Annotated in this window: 25 protein-coding genes; 3 read left to right on the top strand and 22 right to left on the bottom strand. The window is 61.7% G+C overall.

Annotated features, from left to right (window positions below; genetic code table 11):
• Positions 1 to 19 precede the first annotated feature (19 nt).
• From C816_RS16195 to C816_RS22975, 10 genes are all read right to left on the bottom strand, one after another.
• Entirely contained in the window at positions 20 to 403 is a 384-nt protein-coding gene (locus tag C816_RS16195) for a hypothetical protein (protein ID WP_016323484.1), read from the bottom strand.
• Entirely contained in the window at positions 400 to 852 is a 453-nt protein-coding gene (gene argR / locus C816_RS16190) for an arginine repressor (RefSeq protein ID WP_016323483.1), read from the bottom strand. Before argR ends, C816_RS16195 begins: the two co-directional genes overlap by 4 nt.
• A complete protein-coding gene (locus tag C816_RS16185; protein ID WP_016323482.1) occupies positions 839 to 1,723 on the bottom strand; it encodes an NAD(+)/NADH kinase in 885 nt (294 codons plus the stop codon). The genes argR and C816_RS16185 overlap by 14 nt, the downstream gene beginning before the upstream one ends.
• Complete coding sequence (locus tag C816_RS16180) at positions 1,720 to 2,544, bottom strand: TlyA family RNA methyltransferase (RefSeq protein ID WP_016323481.1); 825 nt, start codon at positions 2,542 to 2,544, stop codon at positions 1,720 to 1,722. The genes C816_RS16185 and C816_RS16180 overlap by 4 nt, the downstream gene beginning before the upstream one ends.
• On the bottom strand, positions 2,534 to 4,396 hold the full coding sequence (gene dxs, locus C816_RS16175) for a 1-deoxy-D-xylulose-5-phosphate synthase (protein ID WP_016323480.1): 1,863 nt from the start codon (positions 4,394 to 4,396) through the stop codon (positions 2,534 to 2,536). Before dxs ends, C816_RS16180 begins: the two co-directional genes overlap by 11 nt.
• An 11-nt stretch (positions 4,397 to 4,407) precedes the next feature.
• A complete protein-coding gene (locus C816_RS16170; protein WP_016323479.1) occupies positions 4,408 to 4,956 on the bottom strand; it encodes a hypothetical protein in 549 nt (182 codons plus the stop codon).
• A gap of 782 nt (positions 4,957 to 5,738) precedes the next feature.
• Positions 5,739 to 6,635 carry a polyprenyl synthetase family protein gene (locus C816_RS16165; protein WP_016323478.1) on the bottom strand — a complete coding sequence of 299 codons (897 nt, stop codon included), beginning with the start codon at positions 6,633 to 6,635 and terminating at the stop codon, positions 5,739 to 5,741.
• Positions 6,636 to 6,638: 3 nt separating this feature from the next.
• Positions 6,639 to 6,875: an exodeoxyribonuclease VII small subunit gene (gene xseB / locus C816_RS16160; protein WP_016323477.1), complete on the bottom strand. Its 237-nt coding sequence runs from the start codon at positions 6,873 to 6,875 to the stop codon at positions 6,639 to 6,641.
• The gene (gene xseA, locus C816_RS16155; protein WP_016323476.1) at positions 6,872 to 8,089 is read right to left on the bottom strand and encodes an exodeoxyribonuclease VII large subunit; all 1,218 of its coding nucleotides are present in this window, start codon (positions 8,087 to 8,089) and stop codon (positions 6,872 to 6,874) included. The genes xseB and xseA overlap by 4 nt, the downstream gene beginning before the upstream one ends.
• Positions 8,090 to 8,646: 557 nt before the next feature.
• Positions 8,647 to 8,853 (bottom strand): helix-turn-helix domain-containing protein, encoded by a 207-nt coding sequence (locus C816_RS22975; protein ID WP_040655953.1) that lies wholly within the window; start codon positions 8,851 to 8,853, stop codon positions 8,647 to 8,649.
• Between the two features lie 64 nt (positions 8,854 to 8,917).
• Between C816_RS22975 and C816_RS16145 the strand changes: the two genes are divergently transcribed.
• Positions 8,918 to 9,163, top strand: a complete 246-nt coding sequence (locus C816_RS16145; protein WP_207636945.1) for a hypothetical protein — start codon at positions 8,918 to 8,920, stop codon at positions 9,161 to 9,163.
• Positions 9,164 to 9,234: 71 nt separating this feature from the next.
• On the opposite strand, the gene nusB is transcribed toward C816_RS16145, so the two are convergent.
• The 10 genes from nusB to C816_RS16095 form a co-directional block, all read right to left on the bottom strand.
• Positions 9,235 to 9,684 carry a transcription antitermination factor NusB gene (nusB, locus tag C816_RS16140; RefSeq protein WP_016323474.1) on the bottom strand — a complete coding sequence of 150 codons (450 nt, stop codon included), beginning with the start codon at positions 9,682 to 9,684 and terminating at the stop codon, positions 9,235 to 9,237.
• Positions 9,685 to 9,707: 23 nt separating this feature from the next.
• Positions 9,708 to 10,085, bottom strand: coding sequence for an Asp23/Gls24 family envelope stress response protein (locus C816_RS16135; RefSeq protein WP_016323473.1), 378 nt, complete (start codon positions 10,083 to 10,085; stop codon positions 9,708 to 9,710).
• A 94-nt stretch (positions 10,086 to 10,179) separates the two neighbouring features.
• Positions 10,180 to 10,755 (bottom strand): SpoIIIAH-like family protein, encoded by a 576-nt coding sequence (locus C816_RS16130; protein ID WP_016323472.1) that lies wholly within the window; start codon positions 10,753 to 10,755, stop codon positions 10,180 to 10,182.
• 23 nt (positions 10,756 to 10,778) lie between these two features.
• Positions 10,779 to 11,291, bottom strand: coding sequence for a stage III sporulation protein AG (locus C816_RS16125; RefSeq protein WP_016323471.1), 513 nt, complete (start codon positions 11,289 to 11,291; stop codon positions 10,779 to 10,781).
• The gene (locus C816_RS25375; RefSeq protein ID WP_016323470.1) at positions 11,275 to 11,754 is read right to left on the bottom strand and encodes a stage III sporulation protein AF; all 480 of its coding nucleotides are present in this window, start codon (positions 11,752 to 11,754) and stop codon (positions 11,275 to 11,277) included. The genes C816_RS16125 and C816_RS25375 overlap by 17 nt, the downstream gene beginning before the upstream one ends.
• Positions 11,751 to 12,830 (bottom strand): stage III sporulation protein AE, encoded by a 1,080-nt coding sequence (locus tag C816_RS16115; RefSeq protein ID WP_016323469.1) that lies wholly within the window; start codon positions 12,828 to 12,830, stop codon positions 11,751 to 11,753. The genes C816_RS25375 and C816_RS16115 overlap by 4 nt, the downstream gene beginning before the upstream one ends.
• Positions 12,827 to 13,216: a SpoIIIAC/SpoIIIAD family protein gene (locus tag C816_RS16110; RefSeq protein WP_040655951.1), complete on the bottom strand. Its 390-nt coding sequence runs from the start codon at positions 13,214 to 13,216 to the stop codon at positions 12,827 to 12,829. Before C816_RS16110 ends, C816_RS16115 begins: the two co-directional genes overlap by 4 nt.
• Positions 13,217 to 13,218: 2 nt before the next feature.
• A complete protein-coding gene (gene spoIIIAC / locus C816_RS16105; protein WP_016323467.1) occupies positions 13,219 to 13,413 on the bottom strand; it encodes a stage III sporulation protein AC in 195 nt (64 codons plus the stop codon).
• A gap of 12 nt (positions 13,414 to 13,425) precedes the next feature.
• A complete protein-coding gene (locus C816_RS16100) occupies positions 13,426 to 13,923 on the bottom strand; it encodes a stage III sporulation protein AB (protein WP_016323466.1) in 498 nt (165 codons plus the stop codon).
• The gene (locus C816_RS16095; RefSeq protein ID WP_016323465.1) at positions 13,917 to 14,831 is read right to left on the bottom strand and encodes a stage III sporulation protein AA; all 915 of its coding nucleotides are present in this window, start codon (positions 14,829 to 14,831) and stop codon (positions 13,917 to 13,919) included. The genes C816_RS16100 and C816_RS16095 overlap by 7 nt, the downstream gene beginning before the upstream one ends.
• A gap of 176 nt (positions 14,832 to 15,007) precedes the next feature.
• Between C816_RS16095 and C816_RS16090 the strand changes: the two genes are divergently transcribed.
• Together C816_RS16090 and C816_RS16085 are read left to right on the top strand one after the other, a co-directional pair.
• Positions 15,008 to 15,211 (top strand): helix-turn-helix transcriptional regulator, encoded by a 204-nt coding sequence (locus C816_RS16090; protein WP_040655948.1) that lies wholly within the window; start codon positions 15,008 to 15,010, stop codon positions 15,209 to 15,211.
• The gene (locus tag C816_RS16085) at positions 15,208 to 15,627 is read left to right on the top strand and encodes a hypothetical protein (protein ID WP_016323463.1); all 420 of its coding nucleotides are present in this window, start codon (positions 15,208 to 15,210) and stop codon (positions 15,625 to 15,627) included. The genes C816_RS16090 and C816_RS16085 overlap by 4 nt, the downstream gene beginning before the upstream one ends.
• A gap of 40 nt (positions 15,628 to 15,667) precedes the next feature.
• Here C816_RS16085 and C816_RS16080 read toward each other — a convergent pair whose 3' ends face one another.
• Both C816_RS16080 and C816_RS16075 read right to left on the bottom strand, forming a co-directional pair.
• Positions 15,668 to 16,510 (bottom strand): hypothetical protein, encoded by an 843-nt coding sequence (locus C816_RS16080; protein WP_016323462.1) that lies wholly within the window; start codon positions 16,508 to 16,510, stop codon positions 15,668 to 15,670.
• A gap of 117 nt (positions 16,511 to 16,627) precedes the next feature.
• Entirely contained in the window at positions 16,628 to 17,713 is a 1,086-nt protein-coding gene (locus C816_RS16075; RefSeq protein ID WP_016323461.1) for a DUF3048 domain-containing protein, read from the bottom strand.
• Positions 17,714 to 17,721 lie beyond the last annotated feature (8 nt).

The raw sequence follows: 17,721 nt of genomic DNA, 5'->3' as shown, positions 1-17,721 counted from the left end.
CCCTCTTACCTCCCATCTCTCACGGCAGGTACTGCCAAGGCTCTGGAACCGTCAGCCAAAAGCCCGGAGACAGCGCACATTGCAGCCGCTCTTTCGCAGTGTTGAGAAATGTCTCCAGCTCCGCGACGCCTTGCCAGGAGCGAAGAACGTCCATCTCACTGTACCAGCCCGCCCAGTACCGGCAGCAGGGACCGCCCATACCCCGACCCGTCTCTTCTGGTGAGGGCACATACTGCCAGAGGCTATAATCGCTCACGGAGATCCCCGCGGATTGCACCTCTTCCAAAAGGGCCTTGGCTTCCTCCGGCGGACAGATGCAGTCAATATAGCCGCTGCCCACAGGCTGGACACCGTGTCTTGCTAAAATCGCGTCCAATCGCCGCTGTGTTTCACTCTGTCTCACAGCATTTCCTTGATCTCTTCACAGAATGCCTCAGCGGCCTCCGTGTCCTTCATCAGCAAAAACGCTGTGTCGTCTCCTGCCAGGGAACCCACGATATAGGGCAGATCCATATTATCCAGGGCGGAACAGGCCCCGTTGGCAAGGCCCGGCATGGTCTTAATGACCACGATGTTCTGCGCGTAATCAATGCTGGTAATGCACTCCCGAAAGATGGTGCGCAGCTTCTCGGCAAAATTCAGGCGGTTGCGGTTGTCGGAGACAGCGTATTTATAGACGCCCTGCCCTGCCGGCTGTTTAATCAGGTGCATCTGCTTAATATCCCGGGAGATGGTGGCCTGGGTGCTGTTGATCCCTCGCTCCTGGAGCCTGGACAGCAGCTGCTCCTGGGTCTCGATATTCTCCTGGGAGATGATCTCCAAAATCATTGCCTGACGGTTATTTTTCATCATTCAGCCCTCCCGGCAGCATTTTTTGGGCAAATATCTCACAAAAACTCCGCTCCGACAGGCGGGCCAGCTTGGTCACATGTTTACTTCGCCGCACCACCACCCTGTCGTCGGACCGCAGGGCAAATGGACGGCTCTCGTCCACAAAGAGGTAGACCGGCTTTCTGCCGTTGCGCTCCAGTTCCACCGTCAGTGTGTGCTCCGGAGACAGCACATAGGAGGAAAACCGCATATTGTGGGTGCAGATGGGGGTAACTACCATGGTCTGTGCCTCCGGCTCCACCACCGGCCCGCCGGCGGAAAGGGAGTAAGCCGTGGAGCCCGTGGGCGTGGCAATGATGACGCCGTCGCCGGCAATGTCCGTCAGATGCCGCCCGTCGGAGGAGATCTTCAAATGAATGACGTGGGAGATGGGCCCCTCCCGGATCACGGCGTCGTTGAGTCCCAGGTTGGTGAAGATCTGCCGGCCCTCCCGAAGGACCGCCACGTCCAGCATCATCCGCTGTTCCACGGCAAAGTTCCATTGCCCCAGCTTCCGCAGGGCATCCAGCTCACCGGCCTCCAGCTCCGCCACGAACCCCAGGCCTCCCATATTGATGCCCAGGACCGGGATCTTGTTCAAAGCCACCAGTTTGGCCAGGTGCAGAATCGTGCCGTCCCCGCCGAAGGTAATCAGCAGGTCCGCGTCCCGCAGCTCCTGGAGCAGGGGCCGCACCTCATACCCGGCGAAGAGCCCCGGCCGCTGGTCCTTGAAGGGGGAACATACCACCGTCTGGAAACCCAACTCCCGCAGGATCTTCTCTGCGGCCCTGGTGACTGTCATGCCCTGGTCCCGATTGGGGTTGGGACACAGGATAATCTTTTTGCTGTTCATTGGCTGTTCCCCTCTCCGCGCTCTTGTAAAACCTGGTGGGACTCCGCCACCAGCGCCTCCAGATCAAACTCCACGGGCGCCCATGGACCCTTCTCCAGATACCCCAGGTACTCAATATTTCCCTCCGGGCCCCGGATGGGAGAATAGGTCAGCCCCAGGACGGCAAACCCGGCGGCCTGGGCGTGTTCCAAAAACCGCTCCAGCACCTCTCGGTGCACCGCCGGGTCCCTGACCACGCCCTTTTTGCCCACCTTCTCCCGCCCAGCCTCAAACTGGGGCTTGATGAGGGAGGCCGCATGCCCCCCTTCTCTCAGCAGGGCGCACAGGGGCGGCAGGATCAGCTTCAAGGAGATAAAGCTCACGTCCACAGAGGCGAAGTCCAGCTCCTCCGGAATATGCTCCCGGCTGAGATACCGGGCGTTGGTACGCTCTAAACAGACAACACGCTCATCGCTCCGCAGCCTCCAGGCCAGCTGGCCGTAGCCCACGTCCACGGCGTAGACTTTGTCCGCGCCGTTTTGCAGCATACAGTCCGTAAATCCGCCGGTGGAGGCGCCAATGTCGGCGCAGACCGCCCCCGCCAGGGTGATGGGAAACGAGGCCATGGCCTTTTCCAGCTTCAATCCGCCCCGGCTGACGTACTGCAGCGTATTTCCCCGAATCTCGATCTCCGCGTCATCTGGAACGGCGGCCCCCGGCTTGTCCATCCGCCGGCCGCCTACATACACCAGCCCGCTCATGATAGTGGCCTGGGCCTTCTGACGGCTCTCCAAAACCCCCCGCTCCACCAGCAGCACATCCAGCCGCGTCTTATTGCTCATGGACTACCGCCTCCCACACCGCCGCCGCAATACCGGCGGCGTCCAGACCAAAACTGTGCTCCAACTGGGCAACGGACCCCTCTGGAGCAAAGGTCTTGCCCAGATTTTTCAGGACCAGCCTGCCAGGGGCCTTTCCGTGCTCTGCCAGGATAGCGGACACCCGCTGTCCCACGCATCCGGCGCCGAAGGCGTCCTCCGGCACCGCCAGAATCTCTCCGCCCTGAAACCAGGGGGTCAGAAGGTCTATATCCAGCGGGGCGATCCGGTTTAGCTTCAAGACCCGCGCCTCGATTCCATGCTCTGCGCGGAGCAGCTCCGCCGCCCCCAGAACATTGTTCACCATCAGACCGTAGGCCAGCAGCGTCACACCGCTCCCCTGCCGGAGACAGGTTGCCGGCTCCGCTGAGGTATCCTCCCGAAAGGCACCCTCCCCGCCCCGGGGATAGCGCACCGCCACCGGGCCGGATATCTCAAGGACGGCCTGCCGCAGCATGGAGCGCAGCTCCGCGAAATTGGCGGGGCACAGCACTGTAAATCCGGGAATTTCCGACAAAAACAGGGTGTCAAAGCAGCCCTGGTGGGTCTCGCCGTCAGGACCTACCAATCCAGCCCTGTCCACGCCCAGCACCACGTGAAGACCCTGGAGGGCCACGTCATGGATCAGCATATCATAGCTCCGCTGCAAAAAGGTGGAGTAGACCGCCAGCACAGGGACCATGTCCTGCTTCGCCAGGCCCGCCGCCATGGCGGCGGCGTGCCCCTCGGCAATGGCCACGTCAAAAAACCGCTCCGGAAACTCCCGGGCAAAGCCGGTGAGACCGGTACCGTCCGCCATGGCGGCTGTGACGGCGCAGACTCTGTCGTTCTCCGCCGCGATGGCGGCGAGGGTGTTGCCAAAAACCGCGGAGAAGCTCTCCCCGCCCGGTTTTCGCAAAAGGCCGGTGGCGGGGTCAAAGGGCGAAACCCCGTGAAATTTGCTGGGGTCCCTTTCCGCGAAGGAGTATCCCCTCCCTTTCACGGTATGCACATGAAGCAGTACTGGGCCGCAGAGCTCCCTGGCCCACTCCAGCACATGGCACAGCCGGTCCAGGTCATGGCCGTCGATGGGCCCCAGGTAGGTAAAGCCCATGTCCTCAAACAGCGTGCTGCTGGGCCACATGACCCGTTTCAGAGAGGTCTTGACCCTGTGATTGAACCGGTAGAGCCGGTTTTCCTGTGGGCGGGCGCCAAAGAGCTGGCGGTAGAATTTTTTGAAATGGTAGTAGGCGGGCTTGCTCCGCAGCCGGCTCAGGTGCTTGGACAGCGCTCCCACATTGGGGTCAATGGACATGCCGTTGTCATTGAGGATCACGATCAGCGGCTCCCCGGAGGCCCCGGCATCGTTGAGGCCCTCATAGGAAAGCCCGCCGGTGAGCGCACCGTCTCCAATCAAGGCCAAAACGCTGTAATTTCCGTTCTGTAAAGTTCTTGCCCTTGCCATTCCTAGAGCCACCGAGACAGAGTTGGAGGCGTGCCCGGCGATAAAGGCGTCATGCTCGCTCTCCCTGGGCTTAGGGAAGCCGGAGAGCCCGCCGAACTGCCGCAGGGTGGAAAACAGCTCCCGCCGCCCCGTGAGGGCTTTGTGGACGTAGCATTGGTGGCCCACATCAAACACCAGCCGGTCGGCAGCGGTGTCAAACACCCGGTGGATGGCCACCGTCAGCTCCACTGCCCCCAGGTTGGAGGCCAGATGGCCTCCGGTCTCAGAGACACTCTTGACAAGAAACTCCCTCAGCTCCTGACAGAGCTGGGGGAGCTGTCCGTCCGGCAGCGCTCTGACATCGGCTGGGGAATGGATGGATTCTAACAGCATAGCTTCTCCTCTCACCAGTGGAAAAGATTCAAAAAACGCCCGGCCCAATAGACCACCTGGGTGCTCTTTTTGATGGCCACGGCCTTGCCCAGCGCCTTGCCGCCGATGGTCACGCCGGAGATCAGCGCCGTCACACCGACAGAAATCAGCACGGACCGCAGATTCAACGCCTTTTGGAGCTGGGTTACGATCACTGCCCCAGTGGCGCCGCTGACGATGCCGCAGATGTCCCCCACTACGTCGTTGCAGACGCTGGAGACCCGCTCCGCGTTCCGCAGGAGCATCAACGACTGCTTTGCCCCCTTCTCCTTGTGGGAGGCCATGGCGTGGAAGGGCTTTGCGTCCGCCGAGGTCACCGCCACGCCAATGATGTCAAACAGGATGCCAAGACCGATAAAGACGGCCAGCATCAAAAGGGCGGCAGCCACACCCGCGCCGCTCAGCATCGACTCCGACGCCAGGCTCAGCACGGCCGACAGAGCTACCGCCATCAAAAACACGGTAAACGCCCAGCGGTACTGGGCGGATGGTCCACTCTTTTTCTTTCCCTTCTTTGCCAAAAGATCCTCCCTGCCGCTATTTGGAAACGGCTTACAGAAAAATCATATGCTAAGACGGCGGCGGCAAAAAAGGTAAATCTTACGGCTTAGGTACGGGTTGGATTTCCCCGGAGCGCACCCCTCGTTGCCGATGGAGGCGGTTCCCCTTTCAGCGCTCCGGCACGGCGTCGCCTGTCCGCGCTACCCGATTGCCACTTAGTCCGCACTGCAATCCCTTTTCTGCCTCGCTAGAACAGCCTAGGTGTTTTCCACCACAGTCTGTCCGCTTCTTTAGCCTCTTTTGCAGACCGGGTTTCAGGAGGCGATCGTGGATCTCCCGCTCTGGCCGGAGCTGGAACGCCACGTAGATCCCCCATCCACCCGCCCCACGTCAAGGCAGGCTACGGCTGCACACAGCGTTACGGCCCCGAAAGACCGATGCACCGCATTGCAGGTTCACAATCTGCTTCGTACGCGGGCCGGAAATACCACAATGGGAGTACGTCCGCGCACAAGAACAGGTCTCCACAGAAACAGGGGCGGGTTGACCATGCCATTGGTCATCGCCCTGAATCCGCAAGCACATTTTCACGCGCTTCCCCCCAGCACCCACCCAAAACTGGGCGTATCAAGCAGGCACCACGGGTTTCATCGATATGCCCTTCAAAGGATTTTTAGGCCCTTCCTGGGAAACGGCAGATCTGACTAGAATACTGCGCCGCCGCTTAGCGGTATCCAGTATAGCACATTCCTGATAAATATACAATATATTCCGTATACACAAAGTGTAAATTTTTTTCCAGTCAGAAGTTCCGCACCGCCATGCTGTCGGCCAGGGCCTCCAAAAAGGCCGTGGACCCAGCCCAGCTCCCGCGCCGCAGCGCCGCCTTGGCCTTTTCTGTGTAGTCCAGGACCCGGGCTCCGCAGGCCTCCAGGCCCAGCAGGGTCACATAGGTGGTCTTGCCGTTGGAGGCGTCGGAGCCGATGGGCTTGCCGAATTCCCCGGCGTCCCCCGTCACATCCAGCATGTCGTCCCGGATCTGGAAGGCCAGGCCCAGGTTCGCGGCGTACTCTCTGGCGGCGTCCATGCAGGACTTATCCACCGCCCGGCGGCCCATGGAGGCCGCTACGCCCATCATGCAGGCCGCCCGCAGCAGCGCCCCGGTCTTCTTGTCGTTGATGGCGGTGAGTTCCTCCTCTGTGCGGGGTTGTCCGTCGCCGAGGGTGTCCCAGTACTGTCCGCCGCACATCCCCTGGAAACCGGCGGCCTCCGCCAGGATCTCCGCCGCCAGCGCCTTGTACATCTGTCCGCCGTGGCGCCAGGCCCCCTCTGCCGAGAGCACCGTCTGAAACGCCGCCGCCTGGAGGGCGTCCCCCGCCAGGGTGGCCGTGCATTCACCGAATTTAATGTGGCAGGTGGGCTTGCCCCGGCGCAGGTCGTCGTCGTCCATGCAGGGCAGATCGTCGTGGATCAGGGAGTAGGTGTGGAGCATCTCCACGGCGCAACCGAAATCCAGGGCCTCCTCCGGCGTTCCCCCCGCCGCCTCGCAGAACTTCATGGTGAGGACAGGGCGGACGCGCTTGCCACCGGCCAGCAGGCTGTACCGCATGGCCTCCTCCAGTCCCCCGCCGGGGAAAAACTGCTGTAAACGGTCCTCCGTCAGTCGGCGGAGCGTCTCCATCTCCTTTGTAAAATCCATGGCTTACTCCTCTCCGTCCTCAAAGGGCAGCTCCGCCGGCGCGCCGTCAGGGCCCTTCATCAGTTTGACCACCTGCTGCTCCGCCTGGTCCAGCTGTTTGGAACAGGCGGAGATCAGCTTCGTCCCCTCTTCAAAGAGAGACAGGGAGTCCGCCAGCTGCACATCCCCCTTCTCCAGTGCCGCCACGATCTCCTCCAGCCGCTGGAGCTGCTGCTCAAATGTCACCTTTTTTGCGCTCATCTCTTCCGCTCCTTTTTGTAGGATGTGTCCACCGTGCAGGAAAAACCGCCCTCGCCCAGCGTCACCGACACATGGTCCCCGGCGGACACGTCTTGATAACTCTTCAAAACCGCCCCGGCTTCACTCCGGGCCATGGCATAGCCCCGGCCCAGCACTTTCAGCGGGCTCATGGCGTCCAGGGCCGCCGCCAGGGCGGAGAACCGCTCCCGCTTCCGGGACACCAGCACTCCGGACAGGTCTCCCAGCCGCCGCTGGACATGGGCCAGCTCCATGCGCCTGTCCTGGACATAGGCCAGCTGATCCGTCATCACCCGGCTGGAGCGCAGGGTCTCCAGCCTTTGCCGCAGGGTCTCCAGACGGGCCTCCTGACTCTGCTCCATCCGCTCCCCCGCGCCCCGGAGCCACCGCCGCAGCTCCATTTGGTCCGGCACGGCGATCTCCGCCGCGTTGGAGGGGGTAGACGCCCGGGCGTCTGCCACAAAGTCGGCGATGGTCACGTCCGGCTCATGGCCCACGGCGGAGATTACCGGGGTTTCGCAGCCGTAGATGGCCCGGGCCACCCGCTCGTCGTTGAAGGCCCACAGGTCCTCCATGGACCCGCCGCCCCGGCCGGTGATGATGACGTCGCCGATTTTCCATTTGTCGGCGTACCGAATGGCACCGGCGATCTCCGGCGGGGCCTCGGCCCCCTGGACCCGGACGGGCAGCAGAATCACCTTGGCCAGGGGATACCGCCGGTTCAGGATGCGGATCATGTCGTGGACCGCCGCCCCGGCGGCGGAGGTGACAATGGCGATCCGCTCCGGATAGGGCGGCAGGGGCTTTTTATGGGCGGGGTCAAAGAGGCCCTCAGCGTAGAGGCGGGTCTTTAACTGCTCAAATGCCACCGCCAGGTCTCCGGCCCCCTCCGGGGTCAGGGAATCGCAGTAGAGCTGGTAGGCCCCGTCCCTGGGAAAGACGGAGATCCGCCCGGCGGCGATGACCTTCATGCCGTTCTCCGGCCGGAAGCGGAGTTTTGACGCCTGTCCCCGGAACATGACACAGCGCAAAGCGCCCTCCGGGTCCTTCAAGGTGAAGTAGTGGTGCCCGGAGGGATAGATTTTATAATTGGAGAGCTCGCCCCGGACATAGAGCTTTTGGAGCATGGGCTCGTTGTCCAGCAGGCATTTGACCAGCTGGTTGACCTCGGCCACGCCGAAAATGTGTTGTTCCATTCTTACCTCACGTCAGTGTGTCTAAAGTTTATGAGAGATGGCATGTATCTGCCCTGACGGGCGGGGGGATTTCAGCCATGACGATGGCTGGTCCAATGCACCCCCCATTTTCTCTTTTTCTGAGCGCAGAAAAAGAGAAAACGGGCCGTGCACGGTCCAAAAGAGAAAAAGACTTTTTGGTAGTTGCGGGAGCTTTTTGCTTCGATTGAAGGTCATGCAGAAAATTTGATTGGTAGACGCAAGGACTCTCTCCTCTTCCCGCGCTTCGCGCCTAGCACGTTCCATGTGAGATGAAACTCTATTCTCCCGGTTTTCTTGTAGGGGCCGGGCTCTAACCCGGCCCGCCCCCAACAATCTTCTGTTTTCCGATAGAACATCTGTGGGGCCAGCAGGCCTCTGCTCAACCTCCAGCTTTTCCGGTGGAAGACCCCTGTGGGGCCTAAACTCCTGACCAGACCATTCCCTTCCAAGAGAACTGTGGGGCCTGCACCCTGTGCAGGCCATTCCCCCAACATCCAGCAGTACTCTGCCGGGGCTGTTCCCACAAGTTTTAGAAGCTACCTCCTGTCAGTGCGGCCCGCCAGATAGTCCAGGCTCACGCCAAAATGGTCCGCCAGTGCGCAGAGGTTGTGAAAATTCGGTACACTGGTCCCAGCCTCAAGTCCTTGATACTGGCGGGATGTCATCCCAACCGCCTCTGCAACCCGCACCTGTGTTTCCTTGTGCTCTGCTCTTAATTCTCGCAGTCTTTCCGAAAATTCCATAATAACCCCTTGACACGAAACCAATTTCGTAGTATCCTGGTTTCACGAAATCAATTTCACATATATGCTGAATTTATTAAAGAAGGTGATAACAATGTCCGACTTCATGCCCTGGCTCTACGCCAACTATATTCACCCGCAACTGTATGAAATCCATGAGGGGGAATATATCGATCACTTTCAAAATGTCATAGACAGCCTGCCCGAAGGGCTCCTCCCCGACCTGCAAAAATGCGAGGAGTTCACGGCCATCCACGCCTTCCTGCTGGGCCTCCGCACCGGGGCGGGCCTGTCCGCCGCCGCGCGGTAACGCTTTGCCCATACGGAAACAGGCAGAGCCGGACATGGACGCGCTCCATGCCCGCTCTGCCTTATTTTTATTTATTCCGCGATCTCCTGCCGGACAAAGCTGCCCAGAATGCCGTTGATGAACTTCACCGTCTCCGGCGTCTCATACTTCTTGGCAATCTCCACCGCCTCGTTGATGGCAACGCCGTTGGGGATGTCCTGCATGTACAAGATCTCATACATGGCCACCCGCATGACGGCGGAGGCCACCAGCGGGATGCGGGCAAACTTCCAGCCCTTGGCATATTTTCCAATATAGCCATCCAGCTCCGCCCCGTGTTCGTCCACACCCTTCACAAGGCGGCGGATATACTCCCCCTGCTTGGGGCCCGGGGCCTCGGCGTAGAGGGCGTCCTCCCCTGCCAGCGCTGCGAAGGCCTCCGCCGTCAGCCGCTCGTCCAGCAGCGCGTCCACGGTCTTGTCGGTGAAGCTCAGCTCATAGGAGAGGTGGATGGCGATCTCCCGCGCGGTGTTCCGTACCATACTCTTTGTTCCTCTGTCTTTCTCTAGTTCAGCGTCACGCCGCCCACGTGGATGTTGACCTTTTCCACGGCGCAGCCGGTCATGGCCTCCACAGAGGACATCACCGCCCTCTGGGCGTTTTCCGCCACCTCGGGGATGGGGTGGCCGTATTCCACTGTCAGGTACAGGTCCAGCGTCAACGCCGCGCCGGTGGCGTCAATCTTCACGCCCTTGGCGCTCTTCTGGGCGTTTTTACGGTTGTTCATCAGGTCGGTGACACTGTTGCCCATGGCGGTCATCATGCCGGACACGCCCTCCACCTCCCGCACGGCGCCCACGGCAATGGAGGCGATGACCTCCTCCGAGATGTTGATGCTCCCGTTTTCCTCCGGCAGCGTCATGTATTCTCTGCTCTCGCCCATGGCTTGACTCTCCTTAACTCGTAATATCATTGTGTAAAGAATAGCGACATTTCCGAGTTGTTATTGTACCACATCCAGCAGGAAAATACAACCTCTAATTTGCGGCCATGATCTTGATTCCGCCGGCGCCGTAGCCGGTCTCCGTCATGGCGATGTCCGTGATCTTGGCCACGTCCTCCCCGGTCAGCTCCCCGGAGGCGGTGGATACCACCACGCTGATGCTGTCCTCCCCCATGAAGGCCACACAGTCGGCGTATCCTTTGGCAGTGACAAGATTTTCAATCTGCGCTTCCTTCAGCGTGAAGGAGGCCAGGACCTGGATGCTCTCCGAGGCTTCGTTGGCCACGGCGGCGTCGGCGTTCTCCTGGGCCGCCGCCTCCTGCAAAAGAGAGATGGCGCTGTCCCGGGCCTGCTGGCGGGTCAGCCGGGCGGAGGCGAAGTAGTCCGAACCGGTGTAGACGCCGGACTCGTCCTCCGGCGCGGCGGCAGGGGTGTCCTCGCCGTCCTCTGTGCCGGAGACCAGCGTCGCCTCCCCAAGGATCTTCGTCCCGGCATCCTGTACGCCCTCCTGGACCTCCTGGCCGGCATACTTCCAGTTCAGCGCCGCCGCGGCGCACACCAGCACCGCCATGGTCACTACCACCGCGTTTCGTTTCAGTCTCGCACTCATGGGTCGTTTCCTCCTCCAAATAATTACTGCCATTTTGCCACTGTGACGCGGTCTGTGGTGAGGCCGGTCAATGCCGCCACGGCCTCCGTCACTGCCAGGCGCACCTCCGCCCGGTCTCCCCCCTGGCACACCACCAGGGCTCCCCGGTACGTGGGATACGTCTGCCGGACCGTCACCGTCTCCGCACCGCTTCCCCCTTTGACCAGCACGGTCTCGGAGCGCCTGGAGTAGTCCTCCGGCGAGGATGTGGGACCGCTGTACTCCAGCTCCGTGTCCTGGGCCAGCTGCCGCTCCCCGTCGGAGTCCACCGTCAGCAGCACCCGCACCTGTCCCACGCCGCTGACGGTGCTCAGAATGTCCTCCAGCTGTGCCTGGAGTTCCGGATGATCCCCCTTCTCCTGTCCGACGGAGAGACCGCCGCCAGGGCCGCTCCCCCCACTCGGCCACAGCAGCAGCCCTGCGCCGATCAGCGCCACCAGGGCCGCGTATTTGTACCTGTCCCATATCTTTCGCACTCCTTCAGCTTTCATTTTCATGCCAAACCTGCCTCTCCCGCGGGATGCCCAGCTCCCGCTCCATATAGGCCGCCAGCTCCTCCGACCGGGGGCCCTCCACCTCCGCCGCCGAGGGGAGGGGCACGCCCTCCGCCCCGGTCTCCGTCTCCACCCGGACCGTGACGGAAAGTCCAAGCTGGGCGGCTTTGTCCAATATATATGCTTCCGTCCGCGAAGCTATGACCGAAGCCAGCTCCTCCTCCCTGGCCTGTTCCAGTTCCGCCTGCCGCTCCTCCACTGCCTTGCTGTAAGTGTCCAGGTCCAACTCCAGGCGGCTCAGATCTGTCCGCAGAACCGGCTGGAGCAGGGCCGCCAGCAGGGCCAGTCCACCGGTGAAGGCGGCGATTTTTCGGATGTTCCCCTCCGGGATCAGGGTCTGGGCCACCGTCAGCAGCAGCGTTACCGCCACTACCGACGTCAGCCACTCCCGCACTGCGGCGATCATGGCGTCACCGCCGCCACGGAGGACAGCACCGAGATCAGAAGCAAAAAGGCGCAGCTGCCCGTCATGCCCAGCACCAGCCCGAAGGCCCCTCCCAGGCCGTCAATGAGCTTGCAGAGACTGGGCGCGCCCACCGTGGCCGCCAGGAAGGCCGTGAGCTTGTACAGCAGGTACTGAACGCCCAGCTGCAAAAAGGGGTGGGCACAGGCCGCCAGGATTCCAAGCATCCCGAAGACGCCGATGGTGTTTTTCAGCATCCCCGCACCTGCCAGCACGGTCTCCGACGCCTCAGAGAGGATGCTTCCCACCACCGGGATTACACCGCTGATGGCGGCCTTGGCCACCTTCAGCGCGGCGGCGTCCGCCGACCCGGAGACCACCCGCACCACGGAGAGATACACCGTAAAGGCCAGCAGCACCGTGGTCAGGAGCCAGGTAATAACCTTTTTCAAAGCCTCCGCCAGAGCGCCCAGACGGTTCTCCGGCAGCATGGCGGAGGCAGCCAGCGCGCCGGCGTATAAGTAGACCAGCGGCATCAGCAGCCGGTCGATGAGGCTGATGAGCACATCCGCCAGGAAAACGGTGCTCACCTGCTGCACCGTTGCGGAGGTCACTGCCCCGGAGGCCGCCGTGGCCGCCGCCAGCGTAGGCAGCAGCACCTTGGAAAAGGTGGACAGCTCCTCAATGGTCTTGGCACCCAGACCCATCAGGGAGTCCAGGCTCCCCGCCGTCAGCAGCGTCACAGACAGCGCCCCGGCCATGGGGAGAAACACCGTCACCTTTCCGCCGTCCACCCCCTGGTAGAAACCGTCCACAGCGCCGCACAGAACCACCGCCAGCAGCACCAGCGCCGCCCCTCGAATCCGCTGGCGGATAATCCCGCCCGCCTCCCGGCCCATCCACTCCAAAATGGCGCTGATTCCGGAGGAGAGTCCCTTCGGTCCGGAGGCGTCCACCTGCTCCAGCAGATCTCCCGCCGTCTCCGGCAGGGCCTCCGTCAGGTCCCGAGGGAGTTCTGCCGCCCGGGCGGAAATGGTCAGCGCCGCCAGGGCCAAGATCAAAAAAATCAGTCGTTTCATCGCGTCAGCTCCAACAGCAGCGCCAGCACCGCCCGCAGAAGCGGCAGGGACACCAGCAGGGCGCACACCGTCCCCGCCGTCTCCACCGCCGAGGCCAAGGCTGACTCCCCCGCGTCCCGGCAGAGACTGCCGCCGGCCTTCACCACCAAGGCAATGCCCGCCGTCTTGTACAGGGGGATGAAAAGGTCCTCCGAGAGACCGCTGGCCGCTCCGACCTCCCGGAGAAAGTCCAGCAGCTCCCCCAGGGCCTCCGCCAAAAACAGCAGTACCGCCGCCACGGCGGCCAGAGCCAGCAGCAGCGCCAGCTCTGGGCTCCCCTTTTTCAGCACCAGCGCCAGCAGAGCCCCCACCACACAAAGGCCAGTCACCTGAAAGACCTGCTCCATACTCAAAAGTTAAACAGCGTCTTGATCAGATCGAACAGGTCGCTGATCTCCTGCACCATAATCATTAGCACCACCACCAGCCCTGCCAGGGTGGTCATCATCGCCTGTTCCTCCCGGCCGGAGCGCACCAGCAGCTGGTTCAGCACCGCCACCAGAATTCCAATGGCCGCGATCTTAAAAATCAAATCCACATCCATATCGTGCAATCCTCAAATCAGTAAAATCACCAGCAGAGCCGCGCCGGAAAACCACAGCGCTGCGGCCTGTTTGCTCTCCTCCGGCTGGCGGCGGGTCCGTTCCTCCATGTCCTGTGCCATGGAATAAATGACAAGGGAAATTGCTTTGCAGATATTCTCCTCATCGCCGTGTAAGTCATTCCCCATCCCCGCCAGCGCGGCGGAGGATACGGCGGACAGCGGCAGGGCCGCCGCCGCCTGCCGCCAGGCCACTCCCAGGTCCTCTCCCCGCCGAGCGGCGGTGGATACCTCCTGAAAAAACGCCCCCGCCTCCCGCCCGCAGCCCTTGGACAGCCGGTCCAGCAGGAGCGGCAGAGGCGTCCGGGCCATGCGGATCTCCTCCGCCATCCGCCGCAGGGCCCACAGCAGATCGGACAGCGTGTCCATCTCCCGGCGGCGCTCCGCCACCTGGAAGTACCGGGCCAGTATCCCGCCGCCCAAAATACAGGCGCTCCCAAAGAGTTTCAGCATGGCAGTTCCTCCACCTGATAAAACCGCCCCGCCTCTGTAGGTATCACCCGCACCGCCAGACGAAACACCCTGTCTGCCAGAAGCTGGGCATAGAGGGGCTTCTGCCGCAGCTCCTCCACCCCTGAGGCATGGATGGTGGCCAGCAGCCGCACGCCGCATCCGGCGGCCATGGAGACAGCATTCAGGTCCTCCCGCACCGTGATCTCGTCCACGGCGATAATCTGAGGGTTCATGGCCCGCAGAACAATGGGGATTCCCAGGGCCTTGGGGCAGGCGTCCAGCACGTCGGTATGGGGGCCCACGTTCATCTGGGGCTCTCCCCGGTACATCACCGCCACCTCCCCCCGCTCGTCGATCAGGGACACCCGCCGGGGACCATACTCCCCTACGCCCTCCGACAGCCGCCGCACCAGATCCCGCAGAAGGGTGGTCTTGCCACCTCCCGGCGGGGAGAGAATCAACGTGCTGGCAAAATCTCCGTCCCGAAACAGCCCTGGGGCCACACCGTCGGCGATCCCAGGCTTTTCCCGGGCGATGCGGACTGCCGCCGAGGAGAGGCTTTTCAGATTCGTATTGACACCGTCCTTCATCACCGCCGTGCCGCACAAACCGATCCGAAAGCCTCCCCGGACGGAGAGATACCCCTCCCGCAGCGTCTCCACTGCGGCGTAGCGGGAGAACTCCGTAGCAAGATCACACAATCCCTCCAGCTCCTCCGGCTCCACATGAACCGGCAGGGACACCTCCCCCGTGGGCAGAAGCACCGTCATGGGTTGTCCGGCCCGGAGGCGGAATTCCTCCGCCAGGGCCTTCCGATCCTCCGGCAGGGCCAGGGCCGCCTTTCGCAAACGGACGGGCAGACAGACCGCCGCGTCCTCATAACGCAGAATATTCAAATCCTTTTGCAAGGGACTTCCCCCTTTCCGATTGCTACACTCTATGAGAGGTTGTCCCCTGGTATGCCATCTTTCTTTCTGCCCTTTGAAAAAAATCACCTCAAAACGGAAAGCATACTTGACATCATTTCTTGTTTGTGTTATTGTTGTTTATGGAAAGCAAACTTTCCATAAAGGGGGTAATGCCAGTGAAAAACCGGCTGGAGGAGCTGCGGAAAGCCCATGGGCTCCGTCAGGAGGAGCTGGCGGACGTGCTGGAGGTCTCCCGCCAGACCATCGGCTCTCTGGAAAACGGGCGGTACAACCCCTCTATTCTGCTGGCGTTCAAGATCGCCCGGTACTTCGGGATGTCCATTGAAGAGATATTCATCTATGAGGAGGAGCAGCTATGAAATGGAAGAAAAACCTGTATATCGCACTGATTGCCGTCGGCCTTGGTCTGATTGGAACGGTGTATCTGTTTTTGGACAAAGGAATTTCACCCCGCGGAATCGGTGCGCTGATGGGCATCGCATCGGGGCTAATCGGTATGAGCGTTTCTCAGCTGCTCACCCTGCGGATGGAGGATACCGATCCCTCCCTGCGGAAACGGAATGAGATCGAGCGGAAGGACGAGCGGAATCTGGCTATTCGCTGCCGGGCAAAGGCATTATCCGGTGATGTGCTGCTGTGGGCTGTTGTCGGCATATCGTGGTTGTCCTTCGGTCTGGGTGCGCCGTCCTGGATACTGCTGCTTACGGCGGCAGTATTCGTGGCGAAAAGCCTGCTGGAGCTGTGCCTGATGATTCGCTATCAGCAGGAGATGTAGACGAAAAGAGGCCGCCCTTTCGGACGGCCTCTTCGTTTTCTCAGTTGTTGCAGCAGCTGCAAAAGCTCTTGGTATCCTCGTAATTCTCCGGCATCCGCACGGTGTTGGGCGGGAAGAACTCGCCCACCGGGAAGGAGATGTTCCGGAAGATGCAGCAGGGGTCCTCCTTGTCGCTGCCGCAGGAGCACTCCTTATCGGGCATGCAGTAGTCGTACACGGGCACCAGCAGCTGGGAGTCCCGCTCCAGGCGCACAATGGAGAACTGGCCCAGGGTGACGTAGATCCGGCGGGAGTCGTCCCCGCTGGAGAGCTCGCAGTCAAAGAAGTTGTTGACAAAGGACGGCACCTCGCACAGGTCGCAGTCGCAGTCCCGCTTGCCGCAGCAGTCCATGACACGGGCGTCCAGCACGATGGGGTCCACCGCCTCCACCACGGCGATGGGGGCATTGGCCCGCTTCACCATCTGGGCGTCGGGGCCGCCGGTGCTCATCTGGGAGGAGAAGATCTTGGCGTTCCCCTCACTGCCGAACAGGATTACCCGCTTGTCAAACACGCACAGGCCCTCCACGGTGACAGGGGCGGGGCAGCTGAGGTAGGCCTGCAGGGTCACGGAGTAGAAAAAGCGCATATCCACGGTGTAGAAACCCCGGTTGAAGCTGACGGGCTCCACATCCACATAGGTATAGAGCAGCTTGGCGGAGCCGCCCTTGACGGACAGGGCGCGGTTGATGACATCCACATACTGCATCTTGGGGTAGAAGCGCAGATCCTCAATGCAGTCCTTATCTCGGCAGGAATCATAGATCTTCCTGGTATGGATGCAAACTGCCTCCCGGATGCCGCCGAGATCCTCCACGGGACCGGGCATAACTTTCTCGGGCATTGCAATACCTCCTAATAAGTAGCTGGTGAAAGAAAATTTCTTTCAATCCAGTGTATGCCACCGAGGCCGGAGGGTGAAAAAAAGACGCGCCGGATATGGCGCGTCTTGGAAAGACCTCTATTCAAATGTCACGCTGCTGGTCTTGGGGCTGATGATACAGACGTAGCTGTTTCCCTGCCCCAGGGCCAGAAGCTTCCCGTCCTCCAGCGTATAGACGAAGGGACTGCTGCGGTCCGCCTTGCTCCAGAGAATGGGCACGGACTTCCCTCCGCAGAAAAAGGTCCCCGTCCCCTCGCCGGTAAGGCGCACGTTCAGCCGCCCCTCCGCGTCTCCGGAGATCACGGAGATGCCGGTCTCCAGCACCAGCAGATTCGTGACGGCCACCTGCTCCCCGGTGTCGCCGTCCACATACTCCTTGCCGTACTGCCCTGCCAGGTACTTGCCGCTTTCTGCGTTGTAGTCAAATGTGCCGGTCTTGTAGGCGGAGAACCGCACCGCCACATGCTCCGCGGGACTGCCGCCCGCCGGGGTGCCGTCCGGCACGAAGGCCTGGGGATAGACATAGCCCTCCCGGTGCTCCGTGCGGAGGCGGCCTGTATCGAGATACGCCTGAATCTTCTCTCCGGAGGTCAGCAGACTGTGCTCATAGCCCTTGGTCTTCCGCCGATCCTGGTCCCTCCAAAAGATCTCGGCGTCCTCGTCACCCCGGACGCCGTCCATGTTGTCCACACCCCAGGCGGGGATGTCCCGATAGGCGCCGGGACTGCCGCCGGCATGTACATACAGCGCGTCCAGTCCCAGCGCCAGCTCCAGATAGTAGGAGCGGGCGGAGCGGACGCTGCCAAGATTTCCAACGCCCTCCAGAGACTGGTACACCCCCAGCATCCGGGTGATGCCGCCCTCGGCGGGCACCTCGTATATGATGTCCGCCCGGGAGACACCCAGCTGAGGCTGCGCCGCTTTGAGATTATTGAGCATCACCGCCACAGGACGGTTGTTCTCATACTCCGGCTCCATGGGCTCCCCTGTCAGCGGATTGGTGCCGGCCGGAACATAGGGTTCGGGCTCCGGTTCCGGTTTCGGTTCCTCCACGGACGGGGGGGCCGCCGGGGACTCCGGCTGCGCCGGAGTCTCCTTTCCGCAGCCCGCCAGCGCGCAGGTCATCCAAATGGCCAAAAGCAGGGCCAGGACCCGTCTTTTCATAAAAAATC

It is taken from the genome of Oscillibacter sp. 1-3 (genome assembly GCF_000403435.2).
Classification (GTDB): Bacteria; Bacillota; Clostridia; order Oscillospirales; family Oscillospiraceae; genus Oscillibacter.
The sequence above is the reverse complement of the archived record's forward strand: the minus strand, read 5'-3'. Positions and strand labels throughout refer to the sequence as shown.